The organism is Cellulomonas sp. Leaf334, assembly GCF_001424195.1.
Lineage (GTDB): Bacteria > Actinomycetota > Actinomycetes > Actinomycetales > Cellulomonadaceae > Cellulomonas.
Genome location: NZ_LMOO01000001.1, coordinates 2,129,613 through 2,143,732 on the forward strand (window position 1 = coordinate 2,129,613; position 14,120 = coordinate 2,143,732).

The 14,120-nt window shown below is 73.6% G+C and carries 16 protein-coding genes; 13 read left to right on the plus strand and 3 right to left on the minus strand.

The window, feature by feature from the left end:
* Positions 1-14: 14 nt before the first annotated feature.
* The 8 genes from ASF78_RS09860 to ASF78_RS09895 all read left to right on the plus strand — a co-directional run bounded on the left by ASF78_RS09860 (position 15) and on the right by ASF78_RS09895 (position 6,200).
* Positions 15-389: a DoxX family protein gene (locus ASF78_RS09860; RefSeq protein ID WP_056587491.1), complete on the plus strand. Its 375-nt coding sequence runs from the start codon at positions 15-17 to the stop codon at positions 387-389.
* A gap of 80 nt (positions 390-469) precedes the next feature.
* Positions 470-1,186, plus strand: coding sequence for a DUF4129 domain-containing protein (locus ASF78_RS09865; RefSeq protein ID WP_056587494.1), 717 nt, complete (start codon positions 470-472; stop codon positions 1,184-1,186).
* Positions 1,183-1,668 carry a hypothetical protein gene (locus ASF78_RS09870; RefSeq protein ID WP_156374095.1) on the plus strand — a complete coding sequence of 162 codons (486 nt, stop codon included), beginning with the start codon at positions 1,183-1,185 and terminating at the stop codon, positions 1,666-1,668. Before ASF78_RS09865 ends, ASF78_RS09870 begins: the two co-directional genes overlap by 4 nt.
* Positions 1,665-2,645 (plus strand): MoxR family ATPase, encoded by a 981-nt coding sequence (locus tag ASF78_RS09875; RefSeq protein WP_056587500.1) that lies wholly within the window; start codon positions 1,665-1,667, stop codon positions 2,643-2,645. The genes ASF78_RS09870 and ASF78_RS09875 overlap by 4 nt, the downstream gene beginning before the upstream one ends.
* A complete protein-coding gene (locus tag ASF78_RS09880; protein WP_056587502.1) occupies positions 2,642-3,913 on the plus strand; it encodes a DUF58 domain-containing protein in 1,272 nt (423 codons plus the stop codon). Before ASF78_RS09875 ends, ASF78_RS09880 begins: the two co-directional genes overlap by 4 nt.
* 5 nt (positions 3,914-3,918) lie before the next feature.
* Positions 3,919-4,422, plus strand: a complete 504-nt coding sequence (locus tag ASF78_RS09885; protein ID WP_156374096.1) for a hypothetical protein — start codon at positions 3,919-3,921, stop codon at positions 4,420-4,422.
* Between the two features lie 93 nt (positions 4,423-4,515).
* Positions 4,516-4,743 (plus strand): hypothetical protein, encoded by a 228-nt coding sequence (locus ASF78_RS09890; protein WP_056587508.1) that lies wholly within the window; start codon positions 4,516-4,518, stop codon positions 4,741-4,743.
* A complete protein-coding gene (locus tag ASF78_RS09895) occupies positions 4,740-6,200 on the plus strand; it encodes a hypothetical protein (protein ID WP_056587511.1) in 1,461 nt (486 codons plus the stop codon). The genes ASF78_RS09890 and ASF78_RS09895 overlap by 4 nt, the downstream gene beginning before the upstream one ends.
* On the opposite strand, the gene ASF78_RS09900 is transcribed toward ASF78_RS09895, so the two are convergent.
* Positions 6,190-6,600: a phage holin family protein gene (locus ASF78_RS09900; RefSeq protein ID WP_056587512.1), complete on the minus strand. Its 411-nt coding sequence runs from the start codon at positions 6,598-6,600 to the stop codon at positions 6,190-6,192. The two genes, ASF78_RS09895 and ASF78_RS09900, sit on opposite strands and share 11 nt — an antisense overlap.
* Before the next feature lie 124 nt (positions 6,601-6,724).
* Here ASF78_RS09900 and hisC point away from each other — a divergent pair, with 124 nt between their 5' ends.
* The 5 genes from hisC (at position 6,725) to ASF78_RS09925 (ending at position 12,228) form a co-directional block, all read left to right on the plus strand.
* Entirely contained in the window at positions 6,725-7,792 is a 1,068-nt protein-coding gene (gene hisC / locus ASF78_RS09905) for a histidinol-phosphate transaminase (RefSeq protein WP_056587515.1), read from the plus strand.
* A gap of 157 nt (positions 7,793-7,949) precedes the next feature.
* Positions 7,950-9,083 carry a pyruvate dehydrogenase (acetyl-transferring) E1 component subunit alpha gene (gene pdhA / locus ASF78_RS09910; protein ID WP_056587518.1) on the plus strand — a complete coding sequence of 378 codons (1,134 nt, stop codon included), beginning with the start codon at positions 7,950-7,952 and terminating at the stop codon, positions 9,081-9,083.
* A complete protein-coding gene (locus tag ASF78_RS09915; protein WP_056587520.1) occupies positions 9,080-10,066 on the plus strand; it encodes an alpha-ketoacid dehydrogenase subunit beta in 987 nt (328 codons plus the stop codon). The genes pdhA and ASF78_RS09915 overlap by 4 nt, the downstream gene beginning before the upstream one ends.
* A gap of 10 nt (positions 10,067-10,076) precedes the next feature.
* Positions 10,077-11,564, plus strand: a complete 1,488-nt coding sequence (locus ASF78_RS09920; RefSeq protein WP_056587523.1) for a dihydrolipoamide acetyltransferase family protein — start codon at positions 10,077-10,079, stop codon at positions 11,562-11,564.
* A gap of 28 nt (positions 11,565-11,592) precedes the next feature.
* Positions 11,593-12,228, plus strand: a complete 636-nt coding sequence (locus ASF78_RS09925) for a hypothetical protein (RefSeq protein WP_056587526.1) — start codon at positions 11,593-11,595, stop codon at positions 12,226-12,228.
* Positions 12,229-12,253: 25 nt separating this feature from the next.
* Here the strand turns inward: ASF78_RS09925 and ASF78_RS09930 are convergent, their stop codons facing one another.
* The gene (locus ASF78_RS09930) at positions 12,254-12,889 is read right to left on the minus strand and encodes a hypothetical protein (RefSeq protein WP_056587528.1); all 636 of its coding nucleotides are present in this window, start codon (positions 12,887-12,889) and stop codon (positions 12,254-12,256) included.
* Complete coding sequence (locus tag ASF78_RS09935; RefSeq protein WP_056587529.1) at positions 12,886-13,848, minus strand: hypothetical protein; 963 nt, start codon at positions 13,846-13,848, stop codon at positions 12,886-12,888. The genes ASF78_RS09930 and ASF78_RS09935 overlap by 4 nt, the downstream gene beginning before the upstream one ends.
* Between the last annotated feature and the right edge of the window lie 272 nt (positions 13,849-14,120).

Consider the following 14,120-nt stretch of genomic DNA (forward strand, 5'->3'; position numbering starts at 1 on the left):
GTCGGAAAGAGCCCATGAACCTCGCCCTGTGGATCGCTGCCGCCCTGCTCGCCCTCGCGTTCCTCGCCACCGGCCTGCTGAAGATCACGCAGTCGAAGGAGAAGCTCGCCGCGGCGGGGATGGGCTGGACCGAGAGCTTCAGCCCGTCGACGATCACGGCGATCGGCGTCGCCGAGGTGCTCGGTGCGATCGGCCTGATCCTGCCCGCCGTGCTCGACGTCGCGCCCGTGCTCGTGCCCGTCGCGGCCGTCGGTCTGGCGCTCGTCATGGTCGGTGCGGCCGTCACCCACCTGCGCCGCAAGGAGACGCAGATGGTCGTCGTCAACGTCGTCCTGCTCGCGCTGGCGGTGTTCGTCGCGTGGGGGCGGTTCGGCGCGTACGCGTTCTGACGACGCCCCCGCCGCGGACCGCCGATCAGTAGCCTGTGCGCACCGGCGCACCCCGCCGGTCCCCGACGACGAGGAGCCCCGTGGCGACGCAGACCCGCAGGCCGAGCGCGGTGCTGCTGGTCGGTGCGTTCGTCGTGGTCGCGGTGGTCGGGTCGGCGTTCGCAGGGCCGCTGCGACTGGGGCACCGGAACACGGGGCTCCCGACGGTCACGATGCCCGCCACCCTGGCGCCGACCACCACGGGCCCGACCGACCCCGAGCAGGTGCTCGACGGGGAGCAGGTGCTGCCGGTGATGCAGCGCTGGGTCTACCTGGTGATCCTGCTGGTCCTGGCAGCGCTGCTCGCGGTCGTGCTGGGGCTGCTGGTCCGGTGGATCCGCAGGAAGCTGCAGGAGCGGACGCCGTTCGACGTCGACGCCGCCGACCCGGACGTCGAGCTCGCGGGGGACGTCCAGGACAGTGCGACGCCGGCGCTGCGCGAGGGCGTCCGGCGCGCCGCGCAGGTGCTCGAGGACGAGGTGCCGCCCGGCGACGCGGTGATCGCGGCGTGGGTGGCGCTGGAGGCGTCGGCGGAGCGCAGCGGTCTCGTGCGGGACCGCGCGCAGACGGCCACGGAGTTCACGGTCGAGGTGCTCGACAGCACTCGCGCGGACCCGGGGGCGACGCGCGTCCTGCTGGAGCTGTACCTGGCGGCGCGGTACTCGGACCATGTGCTCACCCCCCGGGACGTCGAGGCGGCCCGCACGAGCCTGGCGGCGATCGCCGGCGACCTGACCCGACGGGTGCAGGAACCGTGAGGTGGGACTGGCGGCCGCCTACCGGGTTCCTCGGCGCCTTCGTCCTCTGTGTGGCAGGCGGGCTGACCGTGGTGTCGTCGGTGCTCGTCGGGCTGGTCGTGGCGGCGGCCGTGCTGCTCGTCACGCGGATGGACGGGGCGGCCGACCCCGGTTGGGACCGCAGGCACTACGTCCGGCGGCACGGCGCGCGCGGCGAGGTGCAGGACCTGGTGTGGACGATGGTCGGCCGGGACGGGCGGATCGGTGAGCGCGTCCTGCGCCAGCTGCGCGAGGTGGGACGGAGCCGGCTCGCGCGGCACGGGCTGACGCTGGACGACCCGGAGGTCGAGCAGGTCCTCGGCTCGCGCGCCCTCCGCACGCTGACCACCACGCGCTCACCGCTGCCGAGCGTCGCCGACGTCCGGCACACCCTCGACGTGCTCGACCGCCTCGGACCGACGCGAGAGACCCGCACCGACAACCCTGGGAGCCCCCTGTCATGACCGAGCAGCCCACCACCCTCACCGTCGCGCAGGTCGCGGACCGCGGGAGCGCTGTGCTCGACGAGGTCGCGACGCTCGTCGTCGGCATGCGCGAGCCGCTGAAAGTTGCGCTCGCGGCCGTCCTCGGCGGTGGCCACGTGCTGTTCGAGGACGTGCCCGGGCTGGGCAAGACGCTGGCCGCCCGGAGCCTCGCGACCGCCCTGGGGCTCGCGTTCCGGCGGGTGCAGTGCACGCCCGACCTGCTGCCGTCGGACATCACCGGGTCCAGCGTCTTCGACCCGGCGACGGCGTCGTTCGCGTTCCGCCCGGGACCTGTCTTCGCGGGGCTGCTCCTGGCCGACGAGATCAACCGGACCGCCCCGAAGACCCAGTCGGCGCTGCTGGAGGCGATGGCCGAGCGGCAGGTCACCGTCGACGGCGAGACGTACCGGCTGCCCGACCCGTTCCACGTCGTCGCCACGTCGAACCCCGTCGAGTACGAGGGCACGTACCCGCTCCCGGAGGCCCAGCTCGACCGGTTCATGGTCCGCGTCGCGGTGGGCTACCCCGAGCGCGACGCGGAGGTCGACGTGCTCGCTCGCCGGCTCGCGCGGCGGCAGGAGATGGGCTCCGTGCGGACCGTCGTCGACGCGGCCACGCTGCGCGCGATGCAGGCCGGCGTCGAGGCCGTCACCGTGGACACCGACATCCTGCGGTACTGCGTCGACCTCGCCGCGGCCACCCGAGCGCACGACGCCGTCGAGGTGGGTGCCTCGCCGCGCGGCTCGCAGGCCCTGGTGCTCGTCGCGCGGTCGCTCGCGGTGCTCTCCGGCCGGGACTTCGTGACGCCCGAGGACGTCAAGGCCGTCGCCGTGCCCGCGCTGGCCCACCGCCTCTCGCTGACCCCGCAGGCCTGGGCCACCGGCACGGCGCCGCAAGGGGTCGTCGAGGACGTCCTGACGCGGGTGGCGGGTCCGACGACGGCGCGACGCCTATGACCTGGGTGCGCTCGCGCGCGACGACGGTCGGCGTCGTCGCCGGCCTGGCGCTGGTCGTCGTCGGGGCACTGCTGGGGCGGCCGGACGTCGCGGTGCTCGGTGTCGCGCCGCTGATCGCCGGGGTGCGGGACTGGCAGCGCCGGCCGTCGGTCGACCCGACGGTGCGGCTGGAGGCCTCGGACGCGCCGCCGGCCGCGGGGACCCTGCGGGCCGACGTGGTGGTCACGGCACCGGGGACGGTGCTCGTCGGTGCCCGGCGCGCCTCCAGCGTGCTGCTCGACGCGTGGGTCGTCGTCGACGGCACCCGCCGCTTCCCGCTCGTCGTGCGCACCGTCCGCACCGGCCCGCAGGACCTCGCGTTCGTCGACGTGCAGGGTGTCGGACCCGGCGCCGCGAGCCTGTCCGAGCCCAGCGCTCCCGCGTCACGCTCCGCCCTCGTGCTGCCCGGCGCCCGCCCGCTCGGCGACCTGCCGCTCCCGCCGCGGCTGCGCGGGCTGACCGGTGCCCACGAGTCCCGGCGACCCGGAGAGGGCGGCGGCCTGCGCGACGTGCACCCGTTCGCACCCGGGGACCGGCTGCGACGGATCGACTGGCGCGTCACGGCCCGGCGCGCCCCCGACCTGCACGAGCTCTACGTCCGGCGCGAGCACGCGCTCGCCGAGGCGGTCGTCGTCCTGGTCGTGGACTCCCGCGACGACGTCGGGCCCGACCCCATGACGTGGCGGGGCTCGACGCCGCCGCGGGCGCAGGACCCGACCTCGCTCGACCTCGCCCGGCAGGCGGCGACGTCGGCCGCGCAGGGGTTCCTCAACCTCGGCGACCGGGTGGGGCTCGACGACCTCGGCGCGGTCCGGCGACCGCTCCCGCCGGGCGGGGGGCGACGACAGCTCGACCGCATCCGGCACGCGCTGGCCCTCACGCACCCCGAGGGGGACCCGTTGCGTCGCCTGCGCGCCCCGCAGCTCCCCTCGGGCGCGCTCGTGATGCTCTTCTCCACGTTCCTCGACGACGAGGCGTCCCTCGTGGCCGGTGTCTGGCGGCGTGCCGGGCACCGCGTGGTCGCGGTCGACGTGCTGCCGACGCTGCGGGAGCGGAACCTCGGCGACCGGGAACGGCTCGCGATGCGGATGATCCGGATGGCCCGCGAGGACCGGCTGGCCGAGCTGGCCGACCTGGACGTCGAGCTGGTGACGTGGCGGGACTCGCCGCACGTCGCGCTCGCGACGCTGGCGAGGCGCGCGCAGCGCAGGGCGGGGGCCGCACGATGAGCGAGGTGAGCGTCGACCTCGTCCGGCCGGTCCCGGCCTGGGCGCTGCGCGGTGTGGTCGGGGTGCTCGGTGCGGCGACGCTGCTGGTCGCGTTCGCCGGGGCGCGGCTCCACCCGGTGCTCGTGGCGGGGTTCGTCGCGCTGGTCGTCGCGGCCGTCGTCATCCCGGGGCTCGGGCTGACCGCGCTCGTCGTCCTGGTCGTCGCGGCGCGGGTGGCCACGGGCGAGCCGCTCGCGCTGGGCATGCTCATGCTCCTGGTCCTGCTGGTGCACCTGATGCTCTGGGCGGGGGCGCTCGCGGCGCGAACGTCGTGGCGGACGCAGGTCGAGCTCGGGGTCGTGGTGCAGGGGCTGCGGGACGTCGCGATTGTGCAGGTGGGAGTCCAGGTGCTGGCCGTGGTGGCGACGGTGCTCGGTGGCGTGGCGCTCGGGGGCGGCGACCTGTGGCGGGCGCTCGCGCTCGTCGCGGCGATCGGTGCGTCGGTGCTGCTGCTGCCCCGGCGGTCCTAGTCCAGCGTGACGCCGTAGCGATCGAGCCGCCCACAGCCCGCAGGCTCCACAGGCGTTCCCCGTCATCGTGCCGGTCTTCGTAGCGTCTCCGGCATGCCTCCCGCCGACGGTCTGCCCCTGGTCCTGCGCGCGCTCGACGACATCGAGTCCGCGTCGCGGGCGCTGCGCGGCGCCACCGCGATGTCGTGGTCGTCCGGCGCCGCGGACCGGTTCCGCGCCGCTCTCGACGAGGCGCACGGATCCGTGCACGGGGTGCTGGTGGCGGTCGAGCGGACGGTGCAGCCGGTCGCGGCGGCGGACCTGGGGACGGGAGGCCTGTGACCGGCTACGTCGTCGTCGGCGGTCCCGGGCCGACGGTCGCCGACCTGGAGGAGCTCGCGTACACGTGCCGGTTGCTCGAGGGCGCCGCCGACCGGCTCGAGGCCGTGGCGTGGACCCTGGCGCGTGCGGGAGAGGCGTGCGACCCGCTCAGCCCCGCGGGGACGGAGGCGCGGCGGACTCTTGCGGCCGTGCGGGCCTCACCGTGGCGGGTCGCCGACCACCTACGAGGGTTGGCGACCTCGCTGCGCCGGGTCGTGGAGCTGTACACGGAGGCCGAGTCGCTCGCGCACCGTGCCGTGCGAGGGGCTGTCGTCGCGGTCGCGGGGGAGCTCGGGGAGCGGCCGCTCGTGGCTGCGGGGCTCGGCGCGCTGGGGACGGGTGTCGTCGCGGCGGCCGTGGGCGGCGTGGTCGCGGGCAGCGCGGTCCGGTCGCTGCTGTTCCAGCGGCCAGACCCGTTCGCGCCTCTGATCGCCCAGCACGCCCGACGTGCCGCGGGCGCGCTGACCGCCGACGGTCGCGTGGAGCTGGAGCTGCTGGCCGTCGGCGCGTTCGTCCGCGCGTCCGCGCCCGGGCGGCAGGTCCCGACCCTGCGGCCCGTCCCCGAGGGTGCTCGCCTCCTGTTCGGCGCCGTGCCGCCCGCCGGTCCGACCGCCCTGCTCGCGGTCGGCGACCCGCCACAGCTGCCCGTGCCGGGGACGGTGGCCGCCGTCCTCGACAACGTGGCCCGCAGCTACGACCGCGAGCCCACCCCGTTCCGCCTGGGGACGCCCGAGGGTGTGGTCTCCGTGCAGGAGCTCACGCACCCCGACGGGACGACGGGCTGGGTGGTCGAGATCCCGGGCACCGAGGACTGGGATCTCAACGACGACAACCCGATGGACCTGACGACCAACGGCCGGCTGCTGGCAGGCATGCCCGACGACCTGACGGACGCGGTGCTCGACGCCATGCGGCGGTCCGGGATCGGGGCGGACGAGCCGGTCCTGCTGGCGGGGCACAGCCAGGGCGGGATGGTGGGCATGTCGGTCGCGGCGGCGGTCGGCGGGGCGTACTCGGTGCGCGCGGTCGTGACGGCCGGAGCGCCGGACATCCCGAAGCCCGTGCCGCCGGGGGTGCAGGTGCGCCACTACCGGCACACCGAGGACGTCGTCCCACAGCTGGACGGCTTCCCGGACCGGACGAGCGCGAACGTCACGGTGGTCACCCGGGACCTGGCGACAAGCGGCGGGCCGACGGCTCCGACCATCGTCGAGGCGCACGCGATCCGCCGCTATGTCGAGACCGCGGCCGAGGCCGAGCGGGAGCTCGCGGGGAGCCCGGGCATGCGGGCGTTCGACGCCGCGGCCCAGGAGGTGCTCGGGCCGCCCGGCACGACCGCCGTCACCCGCCAGTTCCAGGTGACGCGGGACCCGGCGGTCGTCGCGGCACAGGTGCCGACGGTGCGGCCTAGTAGCTGACCTCGGTGGACGACGAGCGCTCGACCCGCGGACCCGGGATGAGGACCGAGAGGACGAGGCTGACGATCGAGATGATGATGGCGCCCCAGCACGCGACCCCGAAGTTGTCGATCCGCAGACCCCAGCTGGTCGCCTCGGTGATCCACGCGGTCAGCATGAGCATGAGGGCGTTCACGATGATGGTGAACAGGCCGAGGGTGAGGATGTACAGCGGGATCGAGATGAACGCGACGATCGGCTTCACGATGGCGTTGACGATCCCGAACACCAGCGCGATGAGCAGGATGATCCAGAGGTTCTGCCACCCACCGTCGCCGCCGACGATCTCGAGGCCGGGCAGGATCAGCGTCGCCAGCCAGATGGCGACACCGTTGATGAGCACGCGGACGAGGAAGGCCATGGGCCGATCCTGCCATCGGGTGCGTGGGGGCGCTCCGAGGCGCGCTGCCGGGTTCGTCCACCTCGGGCACAGCCCCGGCGTCCCGTCTGGCGGTGCCCGCGGCGGGCGGTGGCATGCTGGGCCCGTGACTCGCGTCCCCCTGCGTCCGGCCCTGGCAGACCTGCCGCCCTACGTCCCCGGGGCCCGCGTCCCGGTCGGCGCCGCGGCGTTCAAGCTGTCGTCCAACGAGAACCCGTACCCGCCCCTGCCGTCGGTGGTGCTCGCCATCTCCGACGCGGCCGAGGACGTCAACCGGTACCCGGACATGTACGCCACCGAGCTGGTCGGGGCGATCGCGGCGTCGCTCGGGGTGGCGCCCGAGGCCATCGTGGCCGGGTGCGGCTCCGTCGCGGTGCTCGGGCACGTGCTGACCGCGGTGTGCCAGCCGGACGACGAGGTGGTCGTGCCGTGGCGCTCGTTCGAGGCGTACCCGATCGCCGTGACGCTGGCGGGCGCCCGGGGCGTGCAGGTGCCGGTGGGCGACGACGGGCGGCTCGACCTCGAGGCGATGGCCGCGGCGGTCACCGAGCGGACCAAGGTCGTGCTGGTGTGCACCCCGAACAACCCGACCGGCCCCGCGGTGCACGCCGACGAGCTGGCCACCTTCCTGGCGGCGGTGCCCAAGGACGTGCTGGTCGTGCTCGACGAGGCGTACGTCGAGTTCGTGCGCGACCCGGAGGCGCCCGACGGGCTGGCCGTGTTCGCCGACCACCCGAACGTGGTGCTGCTGCGGACGTTCTCGAAGGCGTTCGGGCTGGCGGGTCTGCGGGTCGGCTACGCGGTCGCGCGTCCTCGCCTGGCGGCCGGGATCCGCGCGGCGTCGACCCCGTTCGGCGTCTCCCACGTCGGCCAGCTCGCGGCCCTCGCGTCGCTGCGCGCGACCGCCGAGCTCATGACCAGGGTCGACGCGATCGTCGCCGAGCGTGCTCGGCTCCTGGCCGGTCTCCGGAAGCAGGGCTGGACGGTCCCCGACAGCCAGGCCAACTTCGTCTGGCTGCCGCTGGGTGACCACGCGGCGGCGTTCGCGGAGCGCTCCGGGCGTGCCGGGGTGCTCGTGCGCCCGTTCCAGGGCGACGGCGTCCGGGTGAGCGTCGGTGAGCCCGAGGCGACCGACCTGCTGCTCGAGATCACCGCGGAGTGGCTCGACCGCTGACGGTGCGGGAGGAGGTGTAGGGACTCGACAAGGGGTGGCGTCGAGGCTTGTGCGGGTCTTTCTCGCGCAACCTACGGTGCCGTAGCCTACGCTGTCGTAGGTTTCGAGCCTCACCCCGGCGCGGCCCACCCGCCGCTGCACCGAGAAGGAGAACCGCGTGGTCCCGAACGGCCCCCAGACCGACGACGGCCTCGTGCAGCTGCTGACCCCCACCGGGCAGCGCACCGCACACCCCGACTACGACCCGCGCATCGCCCACCTCGACCCCGACGCCCTGCGCGCGCTCTATCGCGACATGGTGCTGGTGCGCCGGTTCGACAACGAGGCGACGTCGCTGCAGCGGCAGGGCGAGCTCGCGCTGTACGCGCAGTGCCTCGGCCAGGAGGCCGCGCAGATCGGCTCCGGCCGCGCGCTGGCCCCGCAGGACCAGGTGTTCCCCAGCTACCGCGAGCACGGCGTCGCGTACACGCGGGGCGTCGACCTGGCGGACGTGCTGCGGCTGTTCCGCGGCATCGACCACGGCGGCTGGGACCCGACGGCGTACGGGTTCCACCTGTACACGCTGGTCATCGGCTCGCACACGCTGCACGCCACCGGCTACGCGATGGGGCTGCAGCGGGACGGTGCGGTCGGCACGGGCGACCCTGCCCGGGACTCGGCCGTCGTCACGTACTTCGGCGACGGGTCGACCTCGCAGGGTGACGTCAACGAGGCGCTCGTGTTCGCCGCGGTGAACAACGCCCCGGTCGTCTTCTTCTGCCAGAACAACCAGTGGGCCATCTCCGAGCCCACCAGCCGGCAGTCCCGCGTGCCGCTGGCCGACCGCGGTCCCGGGTTCGGCATCCCGAGCGTGCGCGTCGACGGCAACGACGTCCTGGCCACGTACGCGGTGACGGCCGAGGCGCTCGAACGGGCTCGCTCCGGCGGTGGCCCGACGTTCATCGAGGCGTTCACGTACCGGATGGGCGCGCACACCACCTCCGACGACCCGAGCCGCTACCGCTCGGCCGCCGAGGAGGAGTACTGGCGCCAGCGGGACCCGATCGACCGTCTCCGGCTGTACCTGGAGGACCGCGGCGCGCTGCCGCAGGACTTCCTCGACACCCTGGCTGCCGAGGGCGACGCGCTCGGTGAGCGCATCCGGACCGCGGTGCGCGCGATGGGCCGCCCGTCGGCGGCGTCGATGTTCGAGCACGTCTACGCGACGCCGAACTCCGTCGTGGAGGCCGAGCGGCAGTGGTTCGAGCAGTACGAGTCGTCGTTCCTTGACGGTGAGGGGAGCCACCGATGAGCACCATCACGTTCGCCAAGGCGATCAACCACGGCCTGCGCAAGGCGCTCGAGCAGAGCCCCAAGGTGCTCCTCATGGGTGAGGACATCGGGGCGCTCGGTGGCGTGTTCCGCGTGACCGACGGGCTGCAGAAGGACTTCGGCCAGGACCGCGTCGTCGACACCCCGCTGGCCGAGTCCGGCATCGTCGGGACCGCGATCGGCCTGGCCCTGCGCGGCTACCGGCCCGTGTGCGAGATCCAGTTCGACGGGTTCATCTTCCCGGCGTTCGACCAGATCACGACCCAGCTGGCCAAGATGCACTACCGGTCGAAGGGGCGGCTCACGCTCCCCGTCGTCATCCGCGTGCCGTACGGCGGCGGGATCGGCGCGGTCGAGCACCACAGCGAGTCGCCCGAGGCGCTGTTCGCGCACACCGCCGGCCTGCGCGTGATCAGCCCGTCCAGCCCGGCCGAGGCGTTCACGATGATCCAGCAGGCCATCGCCTCCCCGGACCCGGTGCTCTTCTTCGAGCCGAAGGGCCGCTACTGGGAGAAGGGTGACGTCGACCTGGACGCGGCGGTCGACGCCCCGCACCCGGCGCTGGACTCGGCGAAGGTGCTCCGTGCGGGCACGGACCTCACGCTCGTCGCCTACGGCCCGACCGTGCAGACCGCGCTCAAGGCCGCCGAGACCGCCGCCGCCGAGGGCACGTCCATCGAGGTCGTCGACCTGCGGACCCTGTCCCCGCTCGACACCGCCACGGTCGCGGCGTCGGTCCAGCGCACCGGCCGCTGCGTCGTCGTGCACGAGGCCCCGGTCCTGTACGGCACCGGTGCCGAGGTGGCCGCGCGCATCACCGAGGACTGCTTCTTCCACCTGGAGGCCCCGGTCCTGCGCGTCGGCGGGTTCCACACCCCGTACCCGGTGGCCAAGATCGAGCACGACTACCTGCCCGGGCTGGACCGCGTCCTCGACGCGGTCGACCGCTCGCTGGCCTTCTGAGGAGACCCCCGTGCCGACCTTCCAGCAGTTCCCGCTCCCGGACGCGGGCGAAGGCCTGACCGAGGCCGAGATCGTCGCCTGGCACGTGGCCGTCGGCGACACCGTCGAGGTCAACCAGACGATCGTCGAGATCGAGACCGCGAAGTCGCTGGTCGACCTGCCGAGCCCGTGGGCCGGCGTCGTGACGCGGCTGCTGGTCGAGCCCGGCCAGACCGTCGATGTCGGGACGCCGATCATCGAGGTCGACACCGATCCGACGGGCGACGCGCCGCAGACCGACGACGCCCCGCCCGCGGCGGCGTCGACGGGTGGCGCCATCGAGCACGGCCACCGCGGTGGCGGGAACCGGCACGCGGGCGTGGAGCCCGGCGGGTCCGACGAGATCGCGGCGGCACGTGCCGATCGCGTGGCCGACCCGAAGCCGGAGCCGGCAGCGCGCGAGGCGGTGCTCGTCGGCTACGGGCTCGCCGAGCCCTCCACCGGCCGGCGCGGGCGGACCGCGGACGGCTCCCCGGCAGCCACGACACCGTCGGCACCCGCCGCCACGTCGCCGGTCCGCCCGGCCGCCACCTCGTCGCAGCGCGAGGCCACCCGGCACGCGCTCGCCAAGCCCCCGGTCCGCAAGCTGGCCCGTGAGCTGGGCGTCGACCTGGACTCGATCTCCCCGACGGGCCCGGGCGGCATCGTCACGCGCGAGGACGTGCTCGGCCGCGCGGCGCAGGCCGAGGCGCGGACCCTGGCCACCTACCCCGGCGACGACGCCCCCTGGCTGGCCAGCGGCACGGTGTCCTCCGACGGCCGCCAGACGCGCGTGCCCGTGAAGTCGGTGCGCAAGCGGACCGCGGAGGCGATGGTCACGAGCGCGTTCACCGCACCGCACGTCACCGTGTTCCACACGGTCGACGTCACCAAGACGATGAAGCTGGTCGAGCGCCTGCGGGCCGACCGCGAGTTCGCCGACGTCCGCGTCACACCGCTGCTCATCGCCGCCAAGGCGCTGATGCTCGCCGTGCGCCGGCACCCGGAGATCAACGGGAGCTGGGACGAGGCGACGCAGGAGATCGTCTACAAGCACTACATCAACCTCGGGATCGCGGCGGCGACGCCCCGAGGGCTCGTCGTGCCGAACATGAAGGACGCGCACCGGCTGAACCTCAAGGACCTCGCGGGGGCGCTCGCGGACCTGACGTCGACCGCGCGGGCCGGGAAGACGTCGCCCACGGACATGTCCGACGGCACGATCACGATCACGAACGTCGGCGTCTTCGGCATCGACACGGGTACCCCGATCATCAACCCGGGGGAGGCGGCGATCCTCGCGTTCGGCGCCATCCGCGAGCAGCCGTGGGTGCACAAGGGCAAGATCCGGATCCGGCACGTCACGCAGCTGGCGCTGAGCTTCGACCACCGGCTGGTGGACGGGGCGCTGGGCTCGCAGGTGCTCGCGGACGTCGCGCGCGTGCTGCACGACCCGTCGCACGGCCTCGTCTGGGGCTGAGCGCCCACCACCGTGTGACACTCACCCGATGATCCGGACCCTGACCGAGGACGACGCCCTCGACCTCGAACGGGTCGGCTACGAACGCGGGGACGTGCTGCGGGCCGCCACGGGGAGGCCCGACGCGCACCGCTACCGCGTCGACCCGGCCAACCCGCTGGTCGTCGACGGCCTGGTGCTGCTGGAGGAGGACGACGGTGCCGTCCGGTTCCTCGACACCAACCGCGTCCCGCTGACCGTGCGCGACCTGCGCCGGTTCCGCATCCTCGAGAAGGTGGCCGACGCGCCCCCGACGGACCAGGAGCCGACGGGCGTCTCTTCGCAGCCGGCAACCCCGGACCTCGTCGACCTGCGGGACGACGCCCTCGACAACGACCTGGTCGACGGGGTCGACTTCGCGATCGGCGCGTCCACCGCGCGCGAGGCCATCACGTTCGACGACGGGTTCGTCGTCGGCTACCGGGACGCCGGGACGACGACCACCCTGTTCACGTCGCGGTCGTTCGCGCAGGCGCGCGCGGTGTTCCTCGACGAGGCGTGCTGGCTCGGGGCGGAGCGGGGGCGCGGTCCGTACGTCGGTCGTGACCAGGCCGTCGGCACGGAGGGGTGGACGTCGGCGCAGGTCGTGGCGGCGTACGAGCGACGGCTGCTCGAGGGGCCCTAGAGACGGGCGCCCGGGCCCAGAACCCTCAGGCAGCTGGGACGACGCGCTGCACGAGCAGCCGAACCCTGGCGGCCGCAGCCCCGCTCAGGAACTGGTTGGGCCTCCTCGTGCCGAACCTGTCGTGCAGCACCTTCGCTGCGGCGGGTGCCTCGACCCTGGTGGGCCAGTCCTGCGCCGTGCGGCCTGCGACGTTCGCCGCTTCGAGCAGCCGGTGGATGTCGATCGCGTCGGACCTGGCGAGCCGGCCCACGTAGGAGTGGGCCTTCATCACTAGAGCCGCACCGACGTCCGGCAGGAGCAGGGTCATCCTGACCTCGGTCCCGTCGGTCAGGTTGGCGGTGATCTCGACGACCGTCGGCTGTTCGAGCAGCGCGGTCTGGAGGCCGGGGATCTCGTCGACCACGAGTCGCCCGTGTTCCTGGTGGGTGACGAGCCGCCCCAAGTACGAGGGTGCGAGCACGTCGATCACCAGCTCACGGTGGCCGTCCAGGCGCACGAACCGATTGCCCTCGGTCTGCACGTACCCGGCGCGCAGCAGCGCTGCGAACAACCTTTCATCGCCGCGCACGTCGAACGGCACACCCATGTCGGCGTCAGCCGTCTCGCGAGCCGGAGCGACGTCGGTCGCGCGCGACGTCGACGCGAGGGTCAGATCGCTCATGTGGGGACCCCAGCGCCGTCCAGGAGCCGCGCGCGCAGATGGTTCGCTGCGGCCTCGTCACCGTCCTGGGTCAGCGTGACCCACACCCTCCACGGGTCGCTCAGGCGCAGCCCGTCGCGCTCGACGGCGTCATGCAGCGCCCGTGGATCGTCCGGGACGACGATCGTCACGGTCGCGTCCGCCGCTACGACAGGCGTGCAGCGGGCGGCGGACAGGTCGACGAGGCGTTCTGCCCAGATCGTGGTGCGGTCAGGCCGTGCCCATGGCGCATAGCGGTCTGCGGCGACCTGGCCGGTGACCGCGTACTCCACCCCCGCGTCGCTCAGGACTTCCGCGATCACCGTGGTCGCCAGCACGGGGGCGTCGAGCGTCAGCCAGGTCGCCGACGTCTTGGGGCGCGGGTAGTTCTCGACCAACCAGTTGCTCGCGAGCTCCCGCCGCCTGATCGTCCATCCGTCGTGGCGGCGCTCGACCATGTCGTTCAGCTGCTTGAAGGATTGCGACACCCGAGCCTGTGTCAGGTCGGTCTCGCGCGCGAGCTCGGTCTGCGACCGGGGTGTGGGGTCGTTCAGCAGCGCCAGCGTGAGCGCGAGCTGTCCCCAGGGCGAGCGACCAGGCTTCGTTGGCGGGTCGTTCGGTGGCTCGTGCGAAGTCTCGATGGTGTGCGACCGACCGTCGCGGTCGATGAGCGTGCCGGTCACCGGGCCGCGCTCCGGCGCGACGAGAACGGACAGGCCGGCGTCACGGGCGGCATCGAGCGCGACGGAGGTGGCGGACTCGGTGATGACCAAGGGGCGGGCCGCGGGGTATGCCACGAACTTCTTGGCGTACCTGCTGACGAGAGAGGGGTGCAACGCTGCGACGGTCTTCACGTCGTAAGCGGTCGGGAGCAGCTCGGGGCCCTCGAGCACGATGTCGGCGCGCCGGTCCAGGGTGAGGGTCGGCCGAATGGCGTGCACCTGTGCCAACTCTGCCCAGACGTCACCTATAAGCATTGCCAACCTCCACTCGACATTGCTTATAGTCTAGCGCTGACCACGCGCATCATCAACGAGGTGTCGCTCCGCCAGGTCGTGGCTGGTCGATCATCGGCGCCGTCCCGCTCGCTCGAGCGCGAGATCACCACCTGGATCGAGGGGCACGGGCCGACGTTGGCTGACCCACAACGACACGATCTGGACTGCACACCTGGGCGTCGAGCCGCGTTCTAGGTGGGTACGCACATCCGCAC